This is a genomic window from Thermus scotoductus DSM 8553 (genome assembly GCF_000381045.1).
GTDB classification, from domain to species: domain Bacteria; phylum Deinococcota; class Deinococci; order Deinococcales; family Thermaceae; genus Thermus; species Thermus scotoductus.
Genome location: NZ_KB905732.1, coordinates 83009 through 99350, shown reverse-complemented (window position 1 = coordinate 99350; position 16342 = coordinate 83009). Strand labels below are relative to the sequence as shown.

At 64.1% G+C, this 16342-nt stretch carries 15 protein-coding genes and 1 tRNA gene; 9 read left to right on the top strand and 7 right to left on the bottom strand.

Annotation, left to right across the window (positions count from 1 at the left end; genetic code table 11):
• The first annotated feature begins 3 nt into the window (after positions 1-3).
• Genes F604_RS0102655 through F604_RS0102645 form a run of 3 tightly spaced genes read left to right on the top strand, consistent with a single transcriptional unit; the run spans position 4 to position 2893 of the window.
• Entirely contained in the window at positions 4-1725 is a 1722-nt protein-coding gene (locus F604_RS0102655; protein ID WP_019550313.1) for an FAD-dependent oxidoreductase, read from the top strand.
• 9 nt (positions 1726-1734) lie between these two features.
• Positions 1735-2229: a DJ-1/PfpI family protein gene (locus F604_RS0102650; protein ID WP_019550312.1), complete on the top strand. Its 495-nt coding sequence runs from the start codon at positions 1735-1737 to the stop codon at positions 2227-2229.
• A 25-nt stretch (positions 2230-2254) separates the two neighbouring features.
• The gene (locus tag F604_RS0102645) at positions 2255-2893 is read left to right on the top strand and encodes a TetR/AcrR family transcriptional regulator (protein WP_019550311.1); all 639 of its coding nucleotides are present in this window, start codon (positions 2255-2257) and stop codon (positions 2891-2893) included.
• Here the strand turns inward: F604_RS0102645 and uvrA are convergent.
• Positions 2890-5748 carry an excinuclease ABC subunit UvrA gene (gene uvrA / locus F604_RS0102640; RefSeq protein WP_019550310.1) on the bottom strand — a complete coding sequence of 953 codons (2859 nt, stop codon included), beginning with the start codon at positions 5746-5748 and terminating at the stop codon, positions 2890-2892. The two genes, F604_RS0102645 and uvrA, sit on opposite strands and share 4 nt — an antisense overlap.
• A gap of 75 nt (positions 5749-5823) precedes the next feature.
• Here uvrA and F604_RS0102635 point away from each other — a divergent pair, with 75 nt between their 5' ends.
• Positions 5824-6855, top strand: coding sequence for an SIS domain-containing protein (locus tag F604_RS0102635; RefSeq protein WP_026328929.1), 1032 nt, complete (start codon positions 5824-5826; stop codon positions 6853-6855).
• Here F604_RS0102635 and F604_RS0102630 read toward each other — a convergent pair.
• A complete protein-coding gene (locus F604_RS0102630) occupies positions 6852-7181 on the bottom strand; it encodes a tRNA-binding protein (protein ID WP_015717854.1) in 330 nt (109 codons plus the stop codon). The genes F604_RS0102635 and F604_RS0102630 overlap by 4 nt on opposite strands.
• Before the next feature lie 82 nt (positions 7182-7263).
• Positions 7264-7340 (bottom strand) — tRNA-Ile (locus tag F604_RS0102625).
• A gap of 80 nt (positions 7341-7420) precedes the next feature.
• Here F604_RS0102625 and F604_RS0102620 point away from each other — a divergent pair.
• Positions 7421-7612: a YgaP family membrane protein gene (locus F604_RS0102620; protein ID WP_015717852.1), complete on the top strand. Its 192-nt coding sequence runs from the start codon at positions 7421-7423 to the stop codon at positions 7610-7612.
• Between the two features lie 72 nt (positions 7613-7684).
• Positions 7685-8209, top strand: a complete 525-nt coding sequence (locus F604_RS0102615; protein WP_019550308.1) for a DUF402 domain-containing protein — start codon at positions 7685-7687, stop codon at positions 8207-8209.
• Here F604_RS0102615 and F604_RS0102610 read toward each other — a convergent pair.
• The 4 genes from F604_RS0102610 to F604_RS0102595 form a co-directional block, all read right to left on the bottom strand.
• Positions 8206-9225 carry a hypothetical protein gene (locus tag F604_RS0102610; protein ID WP_019550307.1) on the bottom strand — a complete coding sequence of 340 codons (1020 nt, stop codon included), beginning with the start codon at positions 9223-9225 and terminating at the stop codon, positions 8206-8208. The two genes, F604_RS0102615 and F604_RS0102610, sit on opposite strands and share 4 nt — an antisense overlap.
• Before the next feature lie 3 nt (positions 9226-9228).
• The gene (locus F604_RS0102605; RefSeq protein WP_019550306.1) at positions 9229-9777 is read right to left on the bottom strand and encodes a LabA-like NYN domain-containing protein; all 549 of its coding nucleotides are present in this window, start codon (positions 9775-9777) and stop codon (positions 9229-9231) included.
• 67 nt (positions 9778-9844) lie between these two features.
• A complete protein-coding gene (locus tag F604_RS0102600; RefSeq protein ID WP_015717848.1) occupies positions 9845-10852 on the bottom strand; it encodes an NAD(P)/FAD-dependent oxidoreductase in 1008 nt (335 codons plus the stop codon).
• Positions 10853-11004: 152 nt separating this feature from the next.
• On the bottom strand, positions 11005-12036 hold the full coding sequence (locus F604_RS0102595; protein ID WP_019550305.1) for a zinc-binding dehydrogenase: 1032 nt from the start codon (positions 12034-12036) through the stop codon (positions 11005-11007).
• 116 nt (positions 12037-12152) lie between these two features.
• On the opposite strand from F604_RS0102595, the gene F604_RS0102590 reads away from it, so the two are divergent.
• From F604_RS0102590 to F604_RS0102580, 3 genes are read left to right on the top strand one after another with little or no spacing between them, the layout of a single operon-like run.
• Entirely contained in the window at positions 12153-13904 is a 1752-nt protein-coding gene (locus F604_RS0102590; RefSeq protein ID WP_019550304.1) for an ABC transporter substrate-binding protein, read from the top strand.
• A 55-nt stretch (positions 13905-13959) separates the two neighbouring features.
• Complete coding sequence (locus F604_RS0102585) at positions 13960-14943, top strand: ABC transporter permease (RefSeq protein ID WP_019550303.1); 984 nt, start codon at positions 13960-13962, stop codon at positions 14941-14943.
• Between the two features lie 9 nt (positions 14944-14952).
• A complete protein-coding gene (locus F604_RS0102580) occupies positions 14953-16311 on the top strand; it encodes an ABC transporter permease (protein WP_015717844.1) in 1359 nt (452 codons plus the stop codon).
• The last annotated feature ends 31 nt before the right edge of the window (positions 16312-16342 follow it).

Below are 16342 nucleotides of genomic sequence, written 5' to 3'. Positions count from 1 at the left end.
AAGATGCTTACCGCCTTGCGCATCTTCTTTCCCTTTATCCTCTCCCTGGGCTTGACCTACGCCCAGTACGACCTGGTGGTCTACGGTGCCACCCCCCAAGGGGTGACGGCAGCGGTGGCCGCGGCCCAGGAGGGCCTTAGGGTCCTCCTCCTGGAACCCGGGCGGGGGGTAGGAGGGGTTCTCACCCAAGGGTGGCTGGCTACCCTGGACCTGGCCAAGGACCGGGAGGGTCTCCTCCAGGGAGGGCTTTTTCGTGACTTCTACCGCCGTATCGGGCAGGAGCCTTCCTTTGACGTGAGGCGGGCGGAGGAAGCCCTGTGGGCCATGCTCCGGGAGGCGGGGGTGGAGGTCCGGTTGCAGGTGCCCCTGGACCGGGTGGAGGTGGAGGCGAGCCGCCTGACCCTGGTGGCGATCCCTGAGGGCCCCGTTCAGGCTCCCTACTTCGTGGATGCCACCGATACCGCGGAACTCGCCTTTCGCGCTGGGGCCAGCTTCACCCAGGGGAGGGAGGACACGGGTCTGGACCAGCGGAGCATGGCGGCCACCTTGGTCTTCCGGTTGGAGGGGGTTCCCTGGGGTGCCGTCTTTCTGGCCCTCAACTACGAGGGCCAGGTGCGGCGCACGGGGGCGGGGGCCTGGGGGAGGAGCGGCTGGGGTTTTGCAGGCCTGGTGCGGGGTTACCTCCCCTCCGATCCCAGCCGCTATGCCCTTCGGGGCTTGAACCTGGCCCGCCAGGACGACGGGAGCCTGCTGGTCAACGCCCTTCTCCTCTTCGGGGTGGAGGGGGCGGATCCTTTGAGCCTGGAGCGCATGCGCCTGGAAGCGGCCCTCGAGGCCGAGCGGGTGGTGGCCTACCTGCGGGAGAAGGATCCCCTCCTCTTTGGCACCGCCCGCCTGGCCGGGGTGGCCCCTAGCCTCTATGTCCGGGAAAGCCGCCACCTGAAGGCCCTTTACCGCCTTAAGGCTGATGAGGTCCTCCTGGGCCGGACCTTTCCCGACGCCGTGGCCCTGGGGGGGTACCCCTTGGACGGCCAGGCCTACTTTCCGGGGGAAACCCCTTACCTTTTGGGTACCCCGGCACCCTACGGGGTGCCCTTCCGGAGCCTGGTGCCCCAGGAGTTGAGAAACCTCCTGGTGGTTTCCCAGGCGGCGGGGTTTGACAGCGTGGCCGCCTTTTCCGCCCGGGTGGTTCCCTTGCAGATGGCCTTGGGGGAGGCGGCAGGGGTGGCGGTGGCCCTCCTGCGGAAGGCCCCGCAAGCAGGGCTTATGAAGGTGCCCCTGGCGGATTTTCACGAGCTGGCCGCAAGCGGGCAGGCCCTCGAGGCGCTGCGCAAGCGGCTTGCCCAAAGGGGGGCCAGGCTTTCCTCCCCGGAGGGAGGCCGGGTGGAGGCGGAAAGGCCAGGGTACCGGGAGGCGGTGGCCCTCCTGAGGCGCGGGCTCTTCGCCGGACCCTACTATTTAAAAGGCTCCTTGGGCCTTTCTGAACCCATTCTCCTGGGGGATTTTTTGGCCAACCTGGAGCACTACTACCGGGCAAAAGGGCCTGAGGAGCGCCTAAGGGTGGTCCTGAAAGCCCGGGAGCTCTACCGGGGGGAACTGCAAAGGCCTTTAAGGCGGGCCCTCCTCAACCAGCTCTTGCAGGCTCTGGGAGAGGATAAGCTGGCAGGCACCGATCCCGTGACCCGGGGGGAGGCGGCCCTTCTCCTCTACCGGCTTCTGCCATAATGGTCTAAAGTGCTAGCCATCTTGCTCCTCCCCGAGTTCTCCGAGCTGGAGGCGGCCCTAGCCCTCGAGGCAGCCCGGCGCCTGGAATACCCTGCTTACACCGTGGCCAAGGGCCGCAAGGGAACCCCGGCCCTGGCGGGTTCCGTCTGGACCCCCACCTACGCCTTTCCCGCGGCCCCCCCGCCCAAAGCCCTCCTCATCCCCGGGGCCAAAAGGCCAGGCCGGATGGCCCAGGATCCTGCCTACCTGGCCTTTTTGCAGGAGATCTGGGAGGGGGTGGAGGCGGTGTTTTTGGGATTCAACGCCCACCTCTTCCTGGCGGAGGCGGGCCGGCTTCCTACCCGGGTGGTGGCCCCGGGGGAGGTGGCCCAGGCCTTGACCAAGCAGGGCTACCAGGTGGCGGATGGTTCCTTCCACCGGGAGGCCAAGGTCTATACCACCCTGGGGGGGTTATCCCTGCTTAAGGCTTTAGAGGATTGGGCGCAAAAAGCGATTGAGCTTTAAGTTTATACGGTAGTACACTACCCCCATGACCGTGAGGGAGTATCAGAAAAAGCGGCGCCGGGAGCGCATCTTCCAGGCGGCCATGGCCCTTTTCCGCCAGCAGGGTTTCCGGGAAACCACCGCCACCGATATCGCCAAGGCCGCCCACGTGTCCCGGGGTACCTTCTTCAACTACTACCCCTATAAGGAAGCCGTGCTCCTGGAGTACGGGAGCCTGCTTCTTGCGGACCTCAGAGAGGAGGTAAGGCGGCGCCTGGCCCAGAAGGAGGATCCCCTGGCCCTTTTGCGCTATCTCTTCCAGCGCCTTGCGGGCTTCACCCAGGCGGAGAAGGACCTTCTTTTGCCCCTTCTCTACGAGCTTTTAAACCCCGATCCGGTCCGGGCCAAGGCCGCCTTCCTGGCCCTGCCTTTGGGGGACTTGATCGCCGAGGTCCTGAAGCCCTTGCGGGAAAAGGGGGTGGTGCGGCAGGACCTTTCCCTGGAGCGGATGGGCCGCACCTTGGCTGACCTTTACTTCCTCGCCGCCTTGCGCTGGGCGGCCTATACCCCTAACCGGGATTTCGGGGAGGAGGTAGAGAAATCCCTGTCCTTGGCCCTGGAAGGGATTCTGGCCCGAAGCCAGCCCACCCAGGTTTCCAGGAAATCCGCCAAAGCCAAGGCTTAGTCCGCGGCCACCTTCAGCCTTTGGGCGATCTCGGGGATTCTGGCCAAAAAGACCCCTGTGGGGCTACCCGTGAGGGCCACCTCCTCCGGGGTACCCTCGGCCACGATCTCCCCGCCCCGGTCGCCCCCCTCGGGGCCCAGGTCTATCACCCAGTCGGCGGTCTTCACCACGTCCAGGTTGTGCTCGATGACCACCACGGTGTTCCCGGCGTCCACCAGGCGATGGAGCACATCCAGAAGCTTGGCCACGTCGTCAAAGTGAAGGCCGGTGGTGGGCTCGTCCAGGATGTAGAGGGTGCGGCCCGTGGACTTACGGCCCAGCTCCGTGGCCAGCTTGATCCTCTGGGCCTCCCCCCCGGAAAGGGTGGGGGAGGGCTGGCCCAGGCGCATGTAGCCCAGGCCCACGTCCACCATGAGCTGGAGCTTGCGGGCGATAGTGGGAACGTTCTGGAAAAACTCCAGGGCTTCCTCGGCGGTCATGTCCAGGACGTCGGCGATGCTCTTGCCCCTGAGCTTCACCTCGAGGGTCTCCTTGTTGTAGCGCTTGCCCTTGCACACCTCGCAGGGTATGTAGAGGTCGGGCAAAAAGAGCATCTCAATCTTCACCGTGCCGTCGCCCCCGCAGGCCTCGCACCGCCCCCCCTTCACGTTGAAGGAGAAGCGGCCCGGGCCATAGCCCCGCTTCCTGGCCTCCGGGGTCTTGGCAAAGAGGTCGCGGATCTCGTCAAAGATCCCGGTGTAGGTGGCGGGGTTGGAGCGAGGGGTGCGGCCGATGGGGGACTGGTCGATCTCGATCACCTTGTCCAGGTGCTCCACTCCCTCCAGGGATTCGTAGGCTCCAGGGGTGGTCTTGGCCCGCATGAGCTTTTGGGCCAAGGCGGCGTAGAGGACATCGTGGATCAGGGTGCTCTTTCCCGAGCCCGAAGGCCCCGTTACGGCCACGAACCGGCCCAAGGGGATTTTCAAGGTGATGTTTTTCAGGTTGTGCTCCCGGGCCCCTTTAAGCACCAGCCACTTGCCGTTCCCCTTCCTGCGCTCCCTGGGCACGGGGATTCGCTTTTCCCCCCTTAAGTAGGCCCCGGTAAGGCTCTCCTTGCTTTTAAGGATCTCCTCCAGGGGTCCTTGGGCCACTACCTCTCCTCCGTGGATGCCGGCCCCCGGTCCCATGTCCACGATCCAGTCCGCGGCCCGCATGGTTTCCTCGTCGTGTTCCACCACGATCAGGGTGTTTCCCAGCCCCTGGAGGCGCTTCAGGGTCTGGATGAGGCGCTGGTTGTCCCTGGGGTGGAGGCCGATGCTGGGCTCGTCCAGCACGTAAAGCACCCCGGTGAGGCCGCTTCCCACCTGGGTGGCCAGGCGGATCCTTTGGGCCTCCCCTCCGGAGAGGGTGTTGGCGGCTCGGTCCAGGGTGAGGTAGTCCAGCCCCACCCCCACCAGGAAGCCCAGCCTCTCCACGATCTCCCGCAGGATGGGGCGGGCGATCTGGGCCTGGAAGGGGGAGAGATAGGCCTCGAGGTTCCGGAAAAGCTCCAGGGCCTCGCGAACGGGCAGGGCCGAAACCTCGGCGATGTTCTTGTCCGCCACCCTTACGGAGAGCACTTCCTTCTTGTAGCGGGTGCCGCCGCACACCGGGCAGGGCTTCTGCGACATGAAGCCTTCCAGCACCTCCTTGACCCCTTCGGACTCCGCCTCCTGGTACCGCTTCTGCAGCCAGGGGATGACCCCCTCGTAGTGGACCTCCACCCGGAAGGTTTCCTTGCCTCCCCGGCGGAAGACCACCTCAAAGGGCTCGGGAAGGCCGTGGAGCACGGCCTGCTGGGCTTCCTCCGGCAGGTCCTTGAAGGGGGTTTTGAGGTCGAAGCCCATGTGTTCTGCCAAGGCCCGAAGCCGGTCCCAGAGGTAGCTTCGCCCCGTGTCCCGCCCCCGGGCCCAGGGCAGGATGGCCCCCTCGGCCAGGGAGAGCTCCGGGTTCACGATGAGCTCAGGGTCAAACTCCTGCTTGTAACCCAGACCCGAGCAGGCAGGGCAGGCCCCGTAGGGGGCGTTGAAGGAGAAGATGCGGGGCTCGAGCTCCTCCAGGACGCTTCCGTGCTCGGGACAGGCGAACTTCTCGGAGAAAAGCTCCTCCTGGCCGGAATCCGGGTAAAGGACCCGCATGAGCCCCTCGCCCCTAAGGAGGGCGAGCTCCACTGCCTCGGCGATGCGGGGGCGTTCCTCCTCCTTAAGGACCACCCGGTCGATCACCAGGTCAATGTCGTGCTTCTCGTACTTTTCCAGGTTTAGGTTCTGGGCCTCCTCCAGGAGGTAGATGACCCCATCCACCCGCACCCGGGCGTAGCCTTCCTTCATGAGTTGCTGGAAAAGCTTGCGGTACTCCCCCTTTCTCCCCCGCACCAAAGGAGCCATGAGGATGGCCCGGGTGCCCGGGGGGTTCTTCAGGAGGCGGTCGGTGATCTCGCTAGCAGACTGCTTCTCAATAGGGCGGCCGCACTCCGGGCAGTAGGCGGTGCCGATGCGGGCATAAAGAAGGCGGAGGTAGTCGTGGATCTCCGTCACCGTGCCCACGGTGGAGCGGGGGTTGTGGCTGGTGGTTTTCTGGTCGATGGAGATGGCGGGGGAGAGGCCCTCGATGCTTTCCACCTCGGGCTTGTCCATGACCCCCAGGAACTGGCGGGCGTAGCTGGAGAGGCTTTCCACATAGCGCCGCTGCCCCTCTGCGTAGATGGTGTCAAAGGCCAGGGTGCTCTTGCCCGAGCCGGAAACCCCGGTGATGACGATGAACTTGCCCCGCGGGAGCTCCAGGCTGATGTTCTTGAGGTTGTGCTCCCGTGCCCCCCGGATGACGATGCGGTCCATCCGTGGAAGTATACCACTACCTTCTGGGAAGGACCAGGTGGCAGGAGGGGGCTTCCCGTGCCCTATAGTGAACCTATGGCCTCTTGGATGCGTACCGAGGCGGAGGAAGCCCCCAAGGTCATAGAGCGCCTCCTTAGGGAGAACGAGGGCGAGGTGAGGAGCTTGGCCCGCTTCCTGAGGAAGCGCCCCCCGGCCCTCACCCTTACCGTGGCCCGGGGGAGTTCCGACCACGCGGCCCTTTTTGCCAAGTACCTCCTCGAGGCCCGATTGGAGTGGCCGGTTCTCTCCTTGGCCCCTTCCGTCCTCACCCTTTACCGGGCTAGGCCCAGGGTGCCTTTTCCCTCCCTTCTTCTCGCCTTTAGCCAAAGCGGGGAAAGCCCCGACCTTTTGGAGGTGGTAAGCGCCTACCGCTCCCAGGGAGCCCTCACCGTGGCCCTGGTGAACCGGGAGGAGAGCCCTCTTGCCCGGATGGCGGAGGTGGTCCTTCCCCTCCATGCCGGGGAGGAGAAGGCGGTGGCCGCCACCAAGAGCTTCCTCGCCATGCTGGCCGCCACCCTCCACCTCCTGGCCCAGCTGGTGGAGGAAAGCCGCCTGCGCCAGGTCCTTCCCGCCTTACCCGAGGCCTTGCACCGGGCCTTGGAGGCCTCGGGGGAGCTGGATTACCTGGAAGATGCGGAAAACCTTTTCGTCCTGGGGCGGGGGTTCACGTACCCCGTGGCCCTCGAGGCGGCCTTGAAGCTGAAGGAGGTGGCGGGGCTTCATGCGGAGGGGTTTTCGGCGGCGGAGTTCCTCCACGGTCCCCAGGCCCTTTTGGAGGCTGGCTTTCCGGTGCTGGCCTTGGTGCAAAAGGATGAGGCCTTGGAGGCCCTGCTTTCCACCCTCGAGGGGTTAAAGGCGAAAGGGGCTCATCTTCTCGTTCTCTCCCCGGAACCCGATGCCTTGGCCCTGGCGGATTCTCCCCTGGCGCTTCCCGTGGCCTCCGTGCCCGAGATCACCCCTCTTTTCCTGGCCCAGGCCTTCTATCCCAAGGCGGAGGCTCTATCCCGGGCCCGGGGCCTGGATCCGGACCGGCCCCGGCACCTCACCAAGGTGACCCGGACCCGCTAGAAGACCCTTTCCCCCAGGGGTACCTCCCGCTCTGTGGTGAGGAGGACCACCCGGCCCTCGGCATCCTTAGCCCCCAGGACCAGCACCTCGGAGGGAAAGCCTGCGATGGAGCGGGTTCCCAGGTTCACCGCGCACACCACCAGGCGGCCCACCAGGTCCTCGGGGCGGTAAAGCTCGGTAATCTGGGCGGAACTCTGTTTGACCCCTAAGGGCCCGAGGTCGATCCAGAGCTTGTAGCTGGGTTTGCGGGCTTTCTCGTGGGGTTCGGCCTTCAAGATGCGGCCGATGCGCAGATCCAGGATTTGAAAGGCTTGCAGGGCCTCCATAGCTAGATTCTGCCAGAGGAAGGGGCTGGTACAAACACGTTTCCCGCCTCTTGAGGAGGCGGGACTCTTGCAGATAGGGCGCTGGTGGGCCGTGCAGGACTTGAACCTGCAACCAACCGGTTATGAGCCGGCCGCTCTGACCGATTGAGCTAACGGCCCACGCCAGAAAAGCATTGTAGCACAAGGCAGGACAAGGGACCGCGCTTTAGGGTGTATACTTCCATTTAGAGGTGAAGCCTATGACCGTAAACGAGAGCACCACCGATAGGGTGATTCGCTTTATTCTGGCCCTGGTCCTCTTCTACTTCGCTTTCCAGTCGGCATCCCCCTGGAACTGGATCCTGGGGATCGTGGGGGTGGTCCTCCTCTTCACGGCGGTCACCGGCTTCTGCGCCCTCTATAAGGTCCTGGGCATCAGCACCAAGAAGTAGACCGGCTTTGCCCAGCCCTGGACCCCAGGTGAGCTGGGGCGTCATCTGGCTGAAGGCCGGGCCGGTGGGGATATGGATTGGCCGCTTGCCCCTGGGGATCGCGTTCGGGTGGAGTTTTGGAAGTTTCCCGGGGATGTGCTCCACTACTTCTGGGAAGCCTGGGTGGTGGAGGTGACACCTGAAGGCGTCCTGACCCTTTTGCCACAGGGCGGGACCTTTCACCACGTGGCCAAGGGGAAGGCGGTGGTCCTGGACCACGATGCCTATGTGGCCTTCTTCCCCGGGGCCTGGTACTCCGGGGGGCCGGATGTGAGGGAGGGCCGGGTGCTGGAGTATTACTGGAACGTGCAAACCCCGGCAGAGTGGACGGGAAGGGGTTTTCGCCAGTACGACCTCGAGCTGGACGTGCGTTGCCAGGCCGACCATACCTGCCAGGTCTTCGACCGGGAGGAGTTTTTGGCCAAGCGCTTCCTTTACCCCAAGGCTTGGGTGGAGGAAGCAGAAAAAGCGGTGGAGGCCATTTTCCGCCACATGAAAGAGGGGCGCTGGCCTGTTTTACCCCCCGGGGAGCCCCTTCCCTGGATGGAACGGATCTAGGGCGTTAGGGCGGGGACGGAGGAGGGAGCTGGGTCCTGTGCCCCAGGCCCCCAGGCTTTAAGGGGCAGGAGGGTGCGGCCTTCCAGGTGCCAGCGTCCTTCCAGGACCACCTGGTAGAGGAGGCCTTTGAAAAAGCCGTGGAAGCTATCCTCCCAGGTCTCCAGGTTCTGGGCCCGTAGGGGATGGTTGTGCCAGGCGGGGCCCAGGTAGTAGAGCCAGGGGTCATCCAGAAGGCGGGTATCCCGTGGGGGGAGGCCGAGGAGGGCGTTGAAGTAGCCTCTAAGCCGGCTTGCGGTGAAGAGGAGGTTGAGGTAGGGATCCTCGAGGGCCTTCCTGGCCTCGGCCTCGGTCTTGGGGAAGGGTCTTGCTGGATCCCAGGCCCCGAAGAGTCGCAGGCGGTCCTGTTGCTTGAGGGCATCCTCCCAGCTCATCTGGGCCGGGCCCAGGGTGCGGCTCAAAGGGGCGTGGCCTTGGACCTCGGCCAGACCTTGGGCTAAGCCGTCCGCCGCTTCCCGCACCCCCCGGGAAAGCCCCAAGGCCTTGTCCCCCCCGTACTGCTCGTTATCCACAATGGCGGCCAGCACCCCATAAGGAATGCCGAGGGCGGAGGCGGCGGCGCGGATCTCCCGGGCGTAGGGAAGTACGTGGTGGGGGGCGGTGGGTAGGCCCTCGAGGCTCACCTTCTGGCCCCGCTTGGCCTGGCCGATGGCCTCCACCCAGCGCTTGGCCGCCAGGAGGGCGCTTTTGGCTTCGGGGTATGCGGCGCGCTTGCCGGAGCGCTGGTTTTTGAGCTCGAGGCGCAAGAGGCGGTCGTAGGCCCGGGCCACTTTCTCCCCTAAAAGCAGGTGCAGGCTGGCCTTCAAGCTCAGGTGGAGGCTCACCCAAGCCTCCCGCTCTTCCCTTGGGTAGGGGAGAAGATCCCTGAGGCTTGGGGAGGGGGGTAGGGTAGGGGGGATGGGAAGGGCCAGGTAGAAAAGGCCCGCTGCCAGCAGCACCAGCCAGGGGCCCGGGGGCATAGGTCAGGACTGGGCGTCTTCCACCGGGGCGGGGGGCACCTCCACCGTGGCCTCCACGGGGTAGCCCGCGTAGATGCGGCGGCCCCCCAGGGTTCTCTCCAGCACCTCCCGCCACTCGGGGAGGTTCAGGAAGCGGTCCGCCTGGTTGCGGAGCTCGAGGTCCGCCAGCTCGTGCACGCCAAGGAGGTGGATTTCCTTCCCCATGGCCCTTAGGGCGCTGAAGGTGTGGGCCAGTTCTCCCGAACCGCTGGCCACGATGGCCCGGTCCCAGCGGGGGGCGGTGGTGAGGAGGTCCGTGGCCATCATGGCCTCAAACCGGGCTTCTCCCCGGACCAAGCGGCTCCGGACCGTGTAGCCCATAAAGACCAGGGCATCTATGAAGCGCTGCTGACGCTCGTCCTCGGGATCGGTGATGGGCACGTAGTAGAAGGCGTTGTAAAGCTGCTCCGGGGTGGCGAACTGGGTGAGCACCCGGCGGTGGTCCACGTTCCAGCCCAGGCGCTTGGTGGCAAGGTACATGTAGGATCCGTCAATGAAAAGGGCAACCCGCATATGCTCCCATCTTAGGACAAAGCCAGGCCCCGGGCTACTCGGGGCCCGTGAGTAGCGGAGAGGAATCTCAGGCCGGTGCTTTCTCCTCGGCCTTTTCCGAGGAGTGCCCGGGGTTCACCTTGAGGGCGGGGTTGGCGTAGGCGGCGGCGTGGTTGGCGGCGATGGCGGCTTCGCCGAAACCCAGCACGATTAGGGGAAGCTTCCCCGGGTAGGTGACGATGTCGCCGCAGGCGTAGACCCCGGGGATGCTGGTGGCCATGGTGGTGTCCACCTTGATCTTGTTCTTTTCCAGCTCCAGCCCCCAGTTGGCCAGGGGCCCCAGCTTGGTGAGGTAGCCCGCCAGGATCAGCACAGCGTCCACCTCTAGCTCCTTTTCCTCCTGGGTTCCGTTGTGGAAGATCACCGCCTTGCGCACCTGGGTATCCCCTTCAATCCGCCGGACCTCGTAGGGGGTGAGCACGGTAAGGCGCCCTTCCTCATGGGCTTTGAAAAGCTCCTTCACGCTGGCCTCGTGGGCCCGGAACTGGGGCCTCCTGTGGATCAGGGTGATCTCCTTAGCGGTGCCCAGAAGGTTCAGGGCCCAGTCCACGGCGCTATCCCCACCTCCCACGATGAGGACCCGCTTGCCCTGGAACTCGGCCTTGGTCTTCACCGCATAGTAAACGCCCTTGCCCTCCAGCTCCTTTTCCCCCGGGGCACCCAGGCGCCTGGGCTCAAAGGCACCCACTCCGGCGGCAATGATTACCGCCTTTGCGGTGTAGGTGTTCCCGGAGGAGGTGGTCACCTTGAAGTGGTCCCCTTCTCTCTCCAGGGTTTCCGCCCGCTCCCCCAGGCTGTAAATGGGGTTGAAGGGAGCCACCTGCTCCACCAAGCCCTTCACTAGGTCCTTGGCATACACCTTGGGAAAGCCCGCCACGTCGTAGATGTATTTCTCCGGATACAAAGCGGAAAGCTGTCCCCCTGGCTCGGGCAAGGGGTCGATGAAGCGGAAGGAAAGCCCTCGCATGCCCACGTAAAAACCCGCAAAAAGCCCAGCGGGGCCCGCACCAATGATGATCACGTCGGTGTGCTCCATGGCCTCACCTCGCCCTGCATTCTACCCTTAAGGAAACCCTATGGGCGGCGACTTCCGGTTAGGGACAAAGGTCTTGATCCCATCCCATAATCTTCGCCCTATGGTCCGCCAGTTTACCACGAAGGTGGGATCTTTCTCCCGCCTGGAGAAGACTAGTCCACCCGTAGCACCACTTTTCCAAAGACGCGCCGCTCCTCCAGGAGGCGGTGTCCCTCCGCAGCCTCCTCCAAGGAAAGGACCTGCCCCACCACGGGCTTTAGCCTTCCCTGTTCCACAAAGCGCAGGATGGGGAAAAGACGGCTTTTGGAGCCCATGGTGGAGCCTAGGATGGAAAGTTGCCGGAAGAACACATGGGCGAAGGGAAGGGTGCCCTCGTATCCCGAGGAAGCCCCGGCGATGGCAATCCTGCCCCCATTGGCCGTGGCCCGGATCACCCCCTCAAAGTAAAGGGCCCCGGTGTGGTCCACCACCTTGTCGGCGCCCTTCCCGCCGGTTAGGCGGCGCACCTCCTTGGGCCAGTCGGGGTGGGTGTAGTTCACGGTTTCATCGGCTCCCAGCTCCTTGGCCTTCCTGAGCTTTTCCTCCGAGCCTGCGGTGGCGATAACCCTGGCCCCGAAGAGCTTGGCGATCTGGATGGCGGCCACGCTGACCCCGCTTCCTGCGGCCATCACCAGGACGTCCTCCCCGGGGCGCACCTGGAGTTTGTCCACCACCATCTGCCAGGCGGTGAGGAAGGTCAGGGGGATGGCAGCGGCCTCTTCAAAGGAAAGGTTTGGTGGCTTCTTGAGGAGGTTCACCTCGGGTACCACCAGGTACTCGGCGTAAGCTCCAAAGCGGTGTTCGCCCAGTATCTCGTATTTGGGGCAGAGGTTATCTTCCCCCGCCAGGCACCGCTCGCAGTGGCCGCAGGAAAGGCCGGGGTTCACCACCACCTCGTCCCCCGGCGCGAAGGCCGTGACCCCGGGGCCCACCGCGTCCACCACCCCGCTGGCGTCCGCGCCCAGCACGTGGGGGAGGGGAAGCTTGGGGCTCGCCACCCCCTTGCGCACCCAGACGTCCAGGTGGTTGAGGGCCGCTGCCTTCACCCGTAAGCGCACCTCCTTGGGCCCTGGCTCGGGTGTAGGCACCTCCGCCACCTTGAGCACCTCCGGGCCGCCTCTCGCCTCCATGACCACCGCTTTCATGGCCGCCTCCTTATGCAGGGGATTTTTTCACGAACCCCCCCGCCGGTCAAGCGTGCTTGACAGGGGCTAAACGGAACGTGTAGCCTTAGCGCCGTAAGGCAAGGGGAGGCGAGAATATGAGAAGAGCCCTGGTGTGGATGGCAGGCCTTATCGCGCTGGCCGGCGTGGCCAGCGCCCAAACCTTTGTCTGGCCCCAGAAGTGGACGGTGGCCAAGCCCTCTGAGGTGAAGCGGGGCGGTACGCTGCGGGCAGCGGTTATTTCCGACTACCGTACCTTTAACCCCTTTATCACCGCCGAGGCGGACAGCGTCCCTGACCTCATTTCCGGGGATCGCGGCCTCGTGAGGCGCGACCCCACCACCGGGGATTGGATTCCCTACATGGCGGAGTCCTGGACCATCAGCCCCAACAAGCTGGAGATCACCTTCAAGATCCGCCGGGGGATGAAGTGGTCCGACGGCAAGCCCATCACTGCCGACGACTGGATCATGACCTGGCGCATCCACACGGATAAGGCGGTGGGGTCCAACCTCTACGATACCTTCTTTATTGACGGCAAGCCTATCACCCTGCGCAAGATTGACGACTACACCATCCGCTTCATCTACCCCAAGACCGATGCGGACGCCTTTGCCGTGGCCAGCTTTGCGCCGTGGCCGGCCCACATCTTCGGGCCCGTCTACCAGAAGGAAGGGGCCGAGGGCATCAAGAAGATGTGGACCCTGAACGAGAAGCCGGAGAACATCGTCTCCGGCGGGCCCTGGCTCATTGAGAGCTACCGCCCGGGTGAGCGCCTGGTCCTGAAGCGCAACCCGGCCTTCGGGGAGTGGAACAAGGACGAGGCCGGAAACCCCTTGCCCTACCTGGACCGCTACGAGATCAAGATCGTCAAGGACGTGAACGCCCAGCTGGCGGAGTTCCTGGCAGGCAACATTGACCTCTTTGCCCCCGCTACCGTAGACCACATTTCCCAGGTGCGCCAGGCCATCCAGCAGGGCCGCCTGGACGCCACCCTCAAGGTCAACGCCTCCCCCGTGGCCTCGAGCCAGTTCATGGTCTTCAACTGGAATAAGGCCTCGGACCCCTTCAAGCAAAGCCTCTTCCGCTCGGATAAGTTCCGCCGGGCCATGAGCCACCTGGTGAACCGCCAGGCGGTGATTGACATCGTCTACGGTGGCCTGGGCACCCCCATGTACAGCAGCGTCTACCCGGTCCTCACCCAGTGGGTGAACCCCAAGGTGCCCAAGTACGAGTACAACCCCAAGCAGGCGGCGAAGCTTTTGGCCGAGCTGGGCTTCACCAAAAAGGACAAGGACGGCTTCCTGGTGGACCGTCAGGGACGCCGCTTAGAGTTTAACCTCGCCACCAACGCCGGCAACAACCAGCGGGAGCAGATCGCCAAGATCTTCGTGGACGAGGCCAAGAAGGTGGGGGTCAAGGTCAACTTCCAGGCCATAGACTTCAACACCCTGGTGGGCCAGCTCCTCTCCTCTGGCCCCGACCGGCCTTTTGACGCCATCATCATCGGCCTCTCCGGCGGGAGCCTAGACTGGCCCTTTGGCCCCAACGTGGTGCCCTGCAAGGGCAACCTGCACATGTGGAACAAGTCGGGCCAGTGCCTGGACCCCAGGGAAACCCAGCTGGATGCCCTTTACTCCCGTGGCCGCACCGAGCTGGACTTCAAGAAGCGGGTGGAGATCGGCTACCGCATGCAGGAGATTGAGGCCCAGCTCCTTCCCGTCATCTACATCGCCGGGCCCAACTACCACCCCGCCTGGAACAACCGTCTGGGTGGGGAGCACCCCGATGCCATCATCAGCAGCATCTGGGGCCAGCGGGAGCTGGAGCTGACCTTCATCAAGAAGTGAGCTAGCTGTAGAGTATCCCCGGGGTCTATCGGCCCCGGGGATACTTTGGGAAGCCATGACCGCATATATCCTTCGCCGAATCCTGTACCTGATCCCCACCTTCTTCGGGGCTACCTTCCTGGCCTTCCTCATCATCCAGCTGGCCCCGGGGGATTACCTGACCCAGCTGGAGCTGGATCCCAAGGTAACCCCGGAGACCATCGCCCGCCTTAGGGCCCAGTTCGGCCTGGACCGGCCCATCTACGAGCAGTACCTCCTCTGGATGAATAACCTCCTCCACCTCAACCTGGGCTACTCCTTCGCTTTCCAAGCGCCGGTTCTGGAGGTGATCTGGCCTCGAGTGGTGAACTCCATGGTAATCGTCATCCCCTCCACCCTTCTTCTGTACCTGGTGGCCATTCCCATCGGCGTCTATGGGGCGGTGCGCCAGTACTCCTTGGGGGACAGGATCCTTTCCTTTCTGGCGTATATCGGGCTTTCCGTGCCCAGCTTTTTCCTGGCGCTCATCGCCATCTACGTGCTTCTCCAGATCAAGTTCCGCACGGGTACCCTTATCTTTCCGGTTTCCGGCATGACCAGCAGCGGCTTTGAGCAGATGCCGCCCTTGCGCCAGATCCTGGACATCGCCTGGCATGCGGTGGTGCCTGTGCTGGTGGCCACCGCCAACGATATCGCCGGGCTTTCCCGCCTCATGCGGGGACAGATGCTGGAGGTCTTGGGGCAGGACTATATCCGAACCGCCCGGGCCAAGGGCTTGGCCGAGCGGGTGGTCCTCTACAAGCATGCCTTTCGCAACGCGGTGATTCCCTTTGTGGCCACCTTGGGCGGGCTTCTTCCCAGCCTGATCTCGGGAGCGGGGTTCGTGGAGGTGGTTATGGCCTGGCCGGGTATTACCCCCTTTTTCCTGGACGCCATCGCCAACCAGGACCTTTACGTGATCGCCGGTTTTCTCACGGTGAGCCTGGTCCTCTTGATGATCGGCAACCTCATCTCCGATCTCCTCCTGGCCTGGGTGGACCCCAGGATCCGCTACGAATAGGGGTGATCTGTGGAACGCCTTTCGTCTTCTACCGCCCGCACCCAGCTGGTTTTGCGCCAGTTTCGCAAGCACCGCCTGGCGGTCTGGGGCGGGCGCATTCTTCTGGTGCTTTACCTGATGGCCGCCTTCGCCGGGTTTTTCAGCCCCTACGATCCCAACTACTATGAGCTCTATCCCCCCAAGGGGAACCACCCGCCCACCCGAATCCACTTTGTGGACCCCGAAACGGGAAGGCTCAGTCGGCCTTTTGTCTACGCCACCAAACGCAGCATTGATCCGGTAACCCTCCAGCCCCGTTACGAGGAGGATCCATCCCAGGGCAAGTTCTACCTGCGCTTTTTCGTGCGAACCCCCGACCAGCCCTACACCGTCTTCAAGGTGTTCCGCTCCGACCTAAGGCTCATTGGGGTGGATCCCCCGGGGCGCATCTTCCTTATGGGTACGGATAACTTTGGCCGGGACCTCTTCAGCCGGATCGTCTACGGGGGGCAGGTATCCCTTACCATCGGTATCCTTTCCGCTTTGGTTTCCTTCGCCCTGGGGCTCTTGCTGGGGGGCATCGCCGGCTACTTTTCGGGGCGGCCCTTTGCCCTTTCCCTCCCCCCTCGAGCCTGGCGCGGCTGGAGCGGGGTGCTGGGGCTTGTGGGCCTTCTTCTCTGGCTGGCAGTGGCCGCTGGCGTTCTTTTCTTGGCCTGGTCCTTTGTGCGGCTCAGCCCTGGCAAGGGTGTCTTTTCCCTGGCGGTGGATGGGGTCGTCCTGCTCCTGGGTTTTGGGGGAGCCCTTCTTATCCTTTGGAAGGTTTTCCGGGAGCCTTTGAAGCTCGATCCTGACGACCTCATCATGCGCACCGTGGAGATCATTGCCGCCATTCCCAGCCTTTTCCTCCTCATCTCCTTGCGGGCGGTGTTTCCCACCAACATTGATCCGCTCATCACCTTTTACCTGGTGGTGGGGCTTTTGGGCTTCATCGGCTGGGGGGGATTGGCCCGGGTGGTGCGGGGGATCGTCCTCTCCGTGCGGGAGATGGACTACGTGCAGGCGGCCAGGGCCTTGGGGGCTTCGGATGGGCGCATCATCGCCCGCCACATCCTGCCTGCCACTGCCAGCTATGTGATCGTGAGCCTCTCCCTGACCATACCCGGCTTCATCCTGGGGGAAAGCGGGCTTTCCTTCCTGGGGCTTGGGGTCACGGAGCCCTACACCAGCTGGGGGCTTCTCCTGCAATCGGCCCAGCAGGGGGGGTTTGCCTCCTTCACCGACCGGCCCTGGGTGCTGTGGCCCGGGTTCTTCATCTTCCTTTCCGTGCTGTCCTGGAACTTCCTGGGCGATGGCCTGCGGGATGCCTTGGATCCCAGGCGGAAGGCCTAGGCCTTCTCTTTTGACCCGGTATGGCGTATAA

Excerpts from the sequence above, each read along its gene's own strand:
- F604_RS0102655 (WP_019550313.1), top strand. The coding sequence starts at position 4 with ATGCTTACCGCCTTGCGCATCTTCTTTCCCTTTATCCTCTCCCTGGGC.
- F604_RS0102645 (WP_019550311.1), top strand. The coding sequence starts at position 2,255 with ATGACCGTGAGGGAGTATCAGAAAAAGCGGCGCCGGGAGCGCATCTTC.
- uvrA (WP_019550310.1), bottom strand. The coding sequence starts at position 5,748 with ATGGACCGCATCGTCATCCGGGGGGCACGGGAGCACAACCTCAAGAAC.
- F604_RS0102635 (WP_026328929.1), top strand. The coding sequence starts at position 5,824 with ATGGCCTCTTGGATGCGTACCGAGGCGGAGGAAGCCCCCAAGGTCATA.
- F604_RS0102630 (WP_015717854.1), bottom strand. The coding sequence starts at position 7,181 with ATGGAGGCCCTGCAAGCCTTTCAAATCCTGGATCTGCGCATCGGCCGC.
- F604_RS0102620 (WP_015717852.1), top strand. The coding sequence starts at position 7,421 with ATGACCGTAAACGAGAGCACCACCGATAGGGTGATTCGCTTTATTCTG.
- F604_RS0102615 (WP_019550308.1), top strand. The coding sequence starts at position 7,685 with ATGGATTGGCCGCTTGCCCCTGGGGATCGCGTTCGGGTGGAGTTTTGG.
- F604_RS0102610 (WP_019550307.1), bottom strand. The coding sequence starts at position 9,225 with ATGCCCCCGGGCCCCTGGCTGGTGCTGCTGGCAGCGGGCCTTTTCTAC.
- F604_RS0102605 (WP_019550306.1), bottom strand. The coding sequence starts at position 9,777 with ATGCGGGTTGCCCTTTTCATTGACGGATCCTACATGTACCTTGCCACC.
- F604_RS0102600 (WP_015717848.1), bottom strand. The coding sequence starts at position 10,852 with ATGGAGCACACCGACGTGATCATCATTGGTGCGGGCCCCGCTGGGCTT.
- F604_RS0102595 (WP_019550305.1), bottom strand. The coding sequence starts at position 12,036 with ATGAAAGCGGTGGTCATGGAGGCGAGAGGCGGCCCGGAGGTGCTCAAG.
- F604_RS0102590 (WP_019550304.1), top strand. The coding sequence starts at position 12,153 with ATGAGAAGAGCCCTGGTGTGGATGGCAGGCCTTATCGCGCTGGCCGGC.
- F604_RS0102585 (WP_019550303.1), top strand. The coding sequence starts at position 13,960 with ATGACCGCATATATCCTTCGCCGAATCCTGTACCTGATCCCCACCTTC.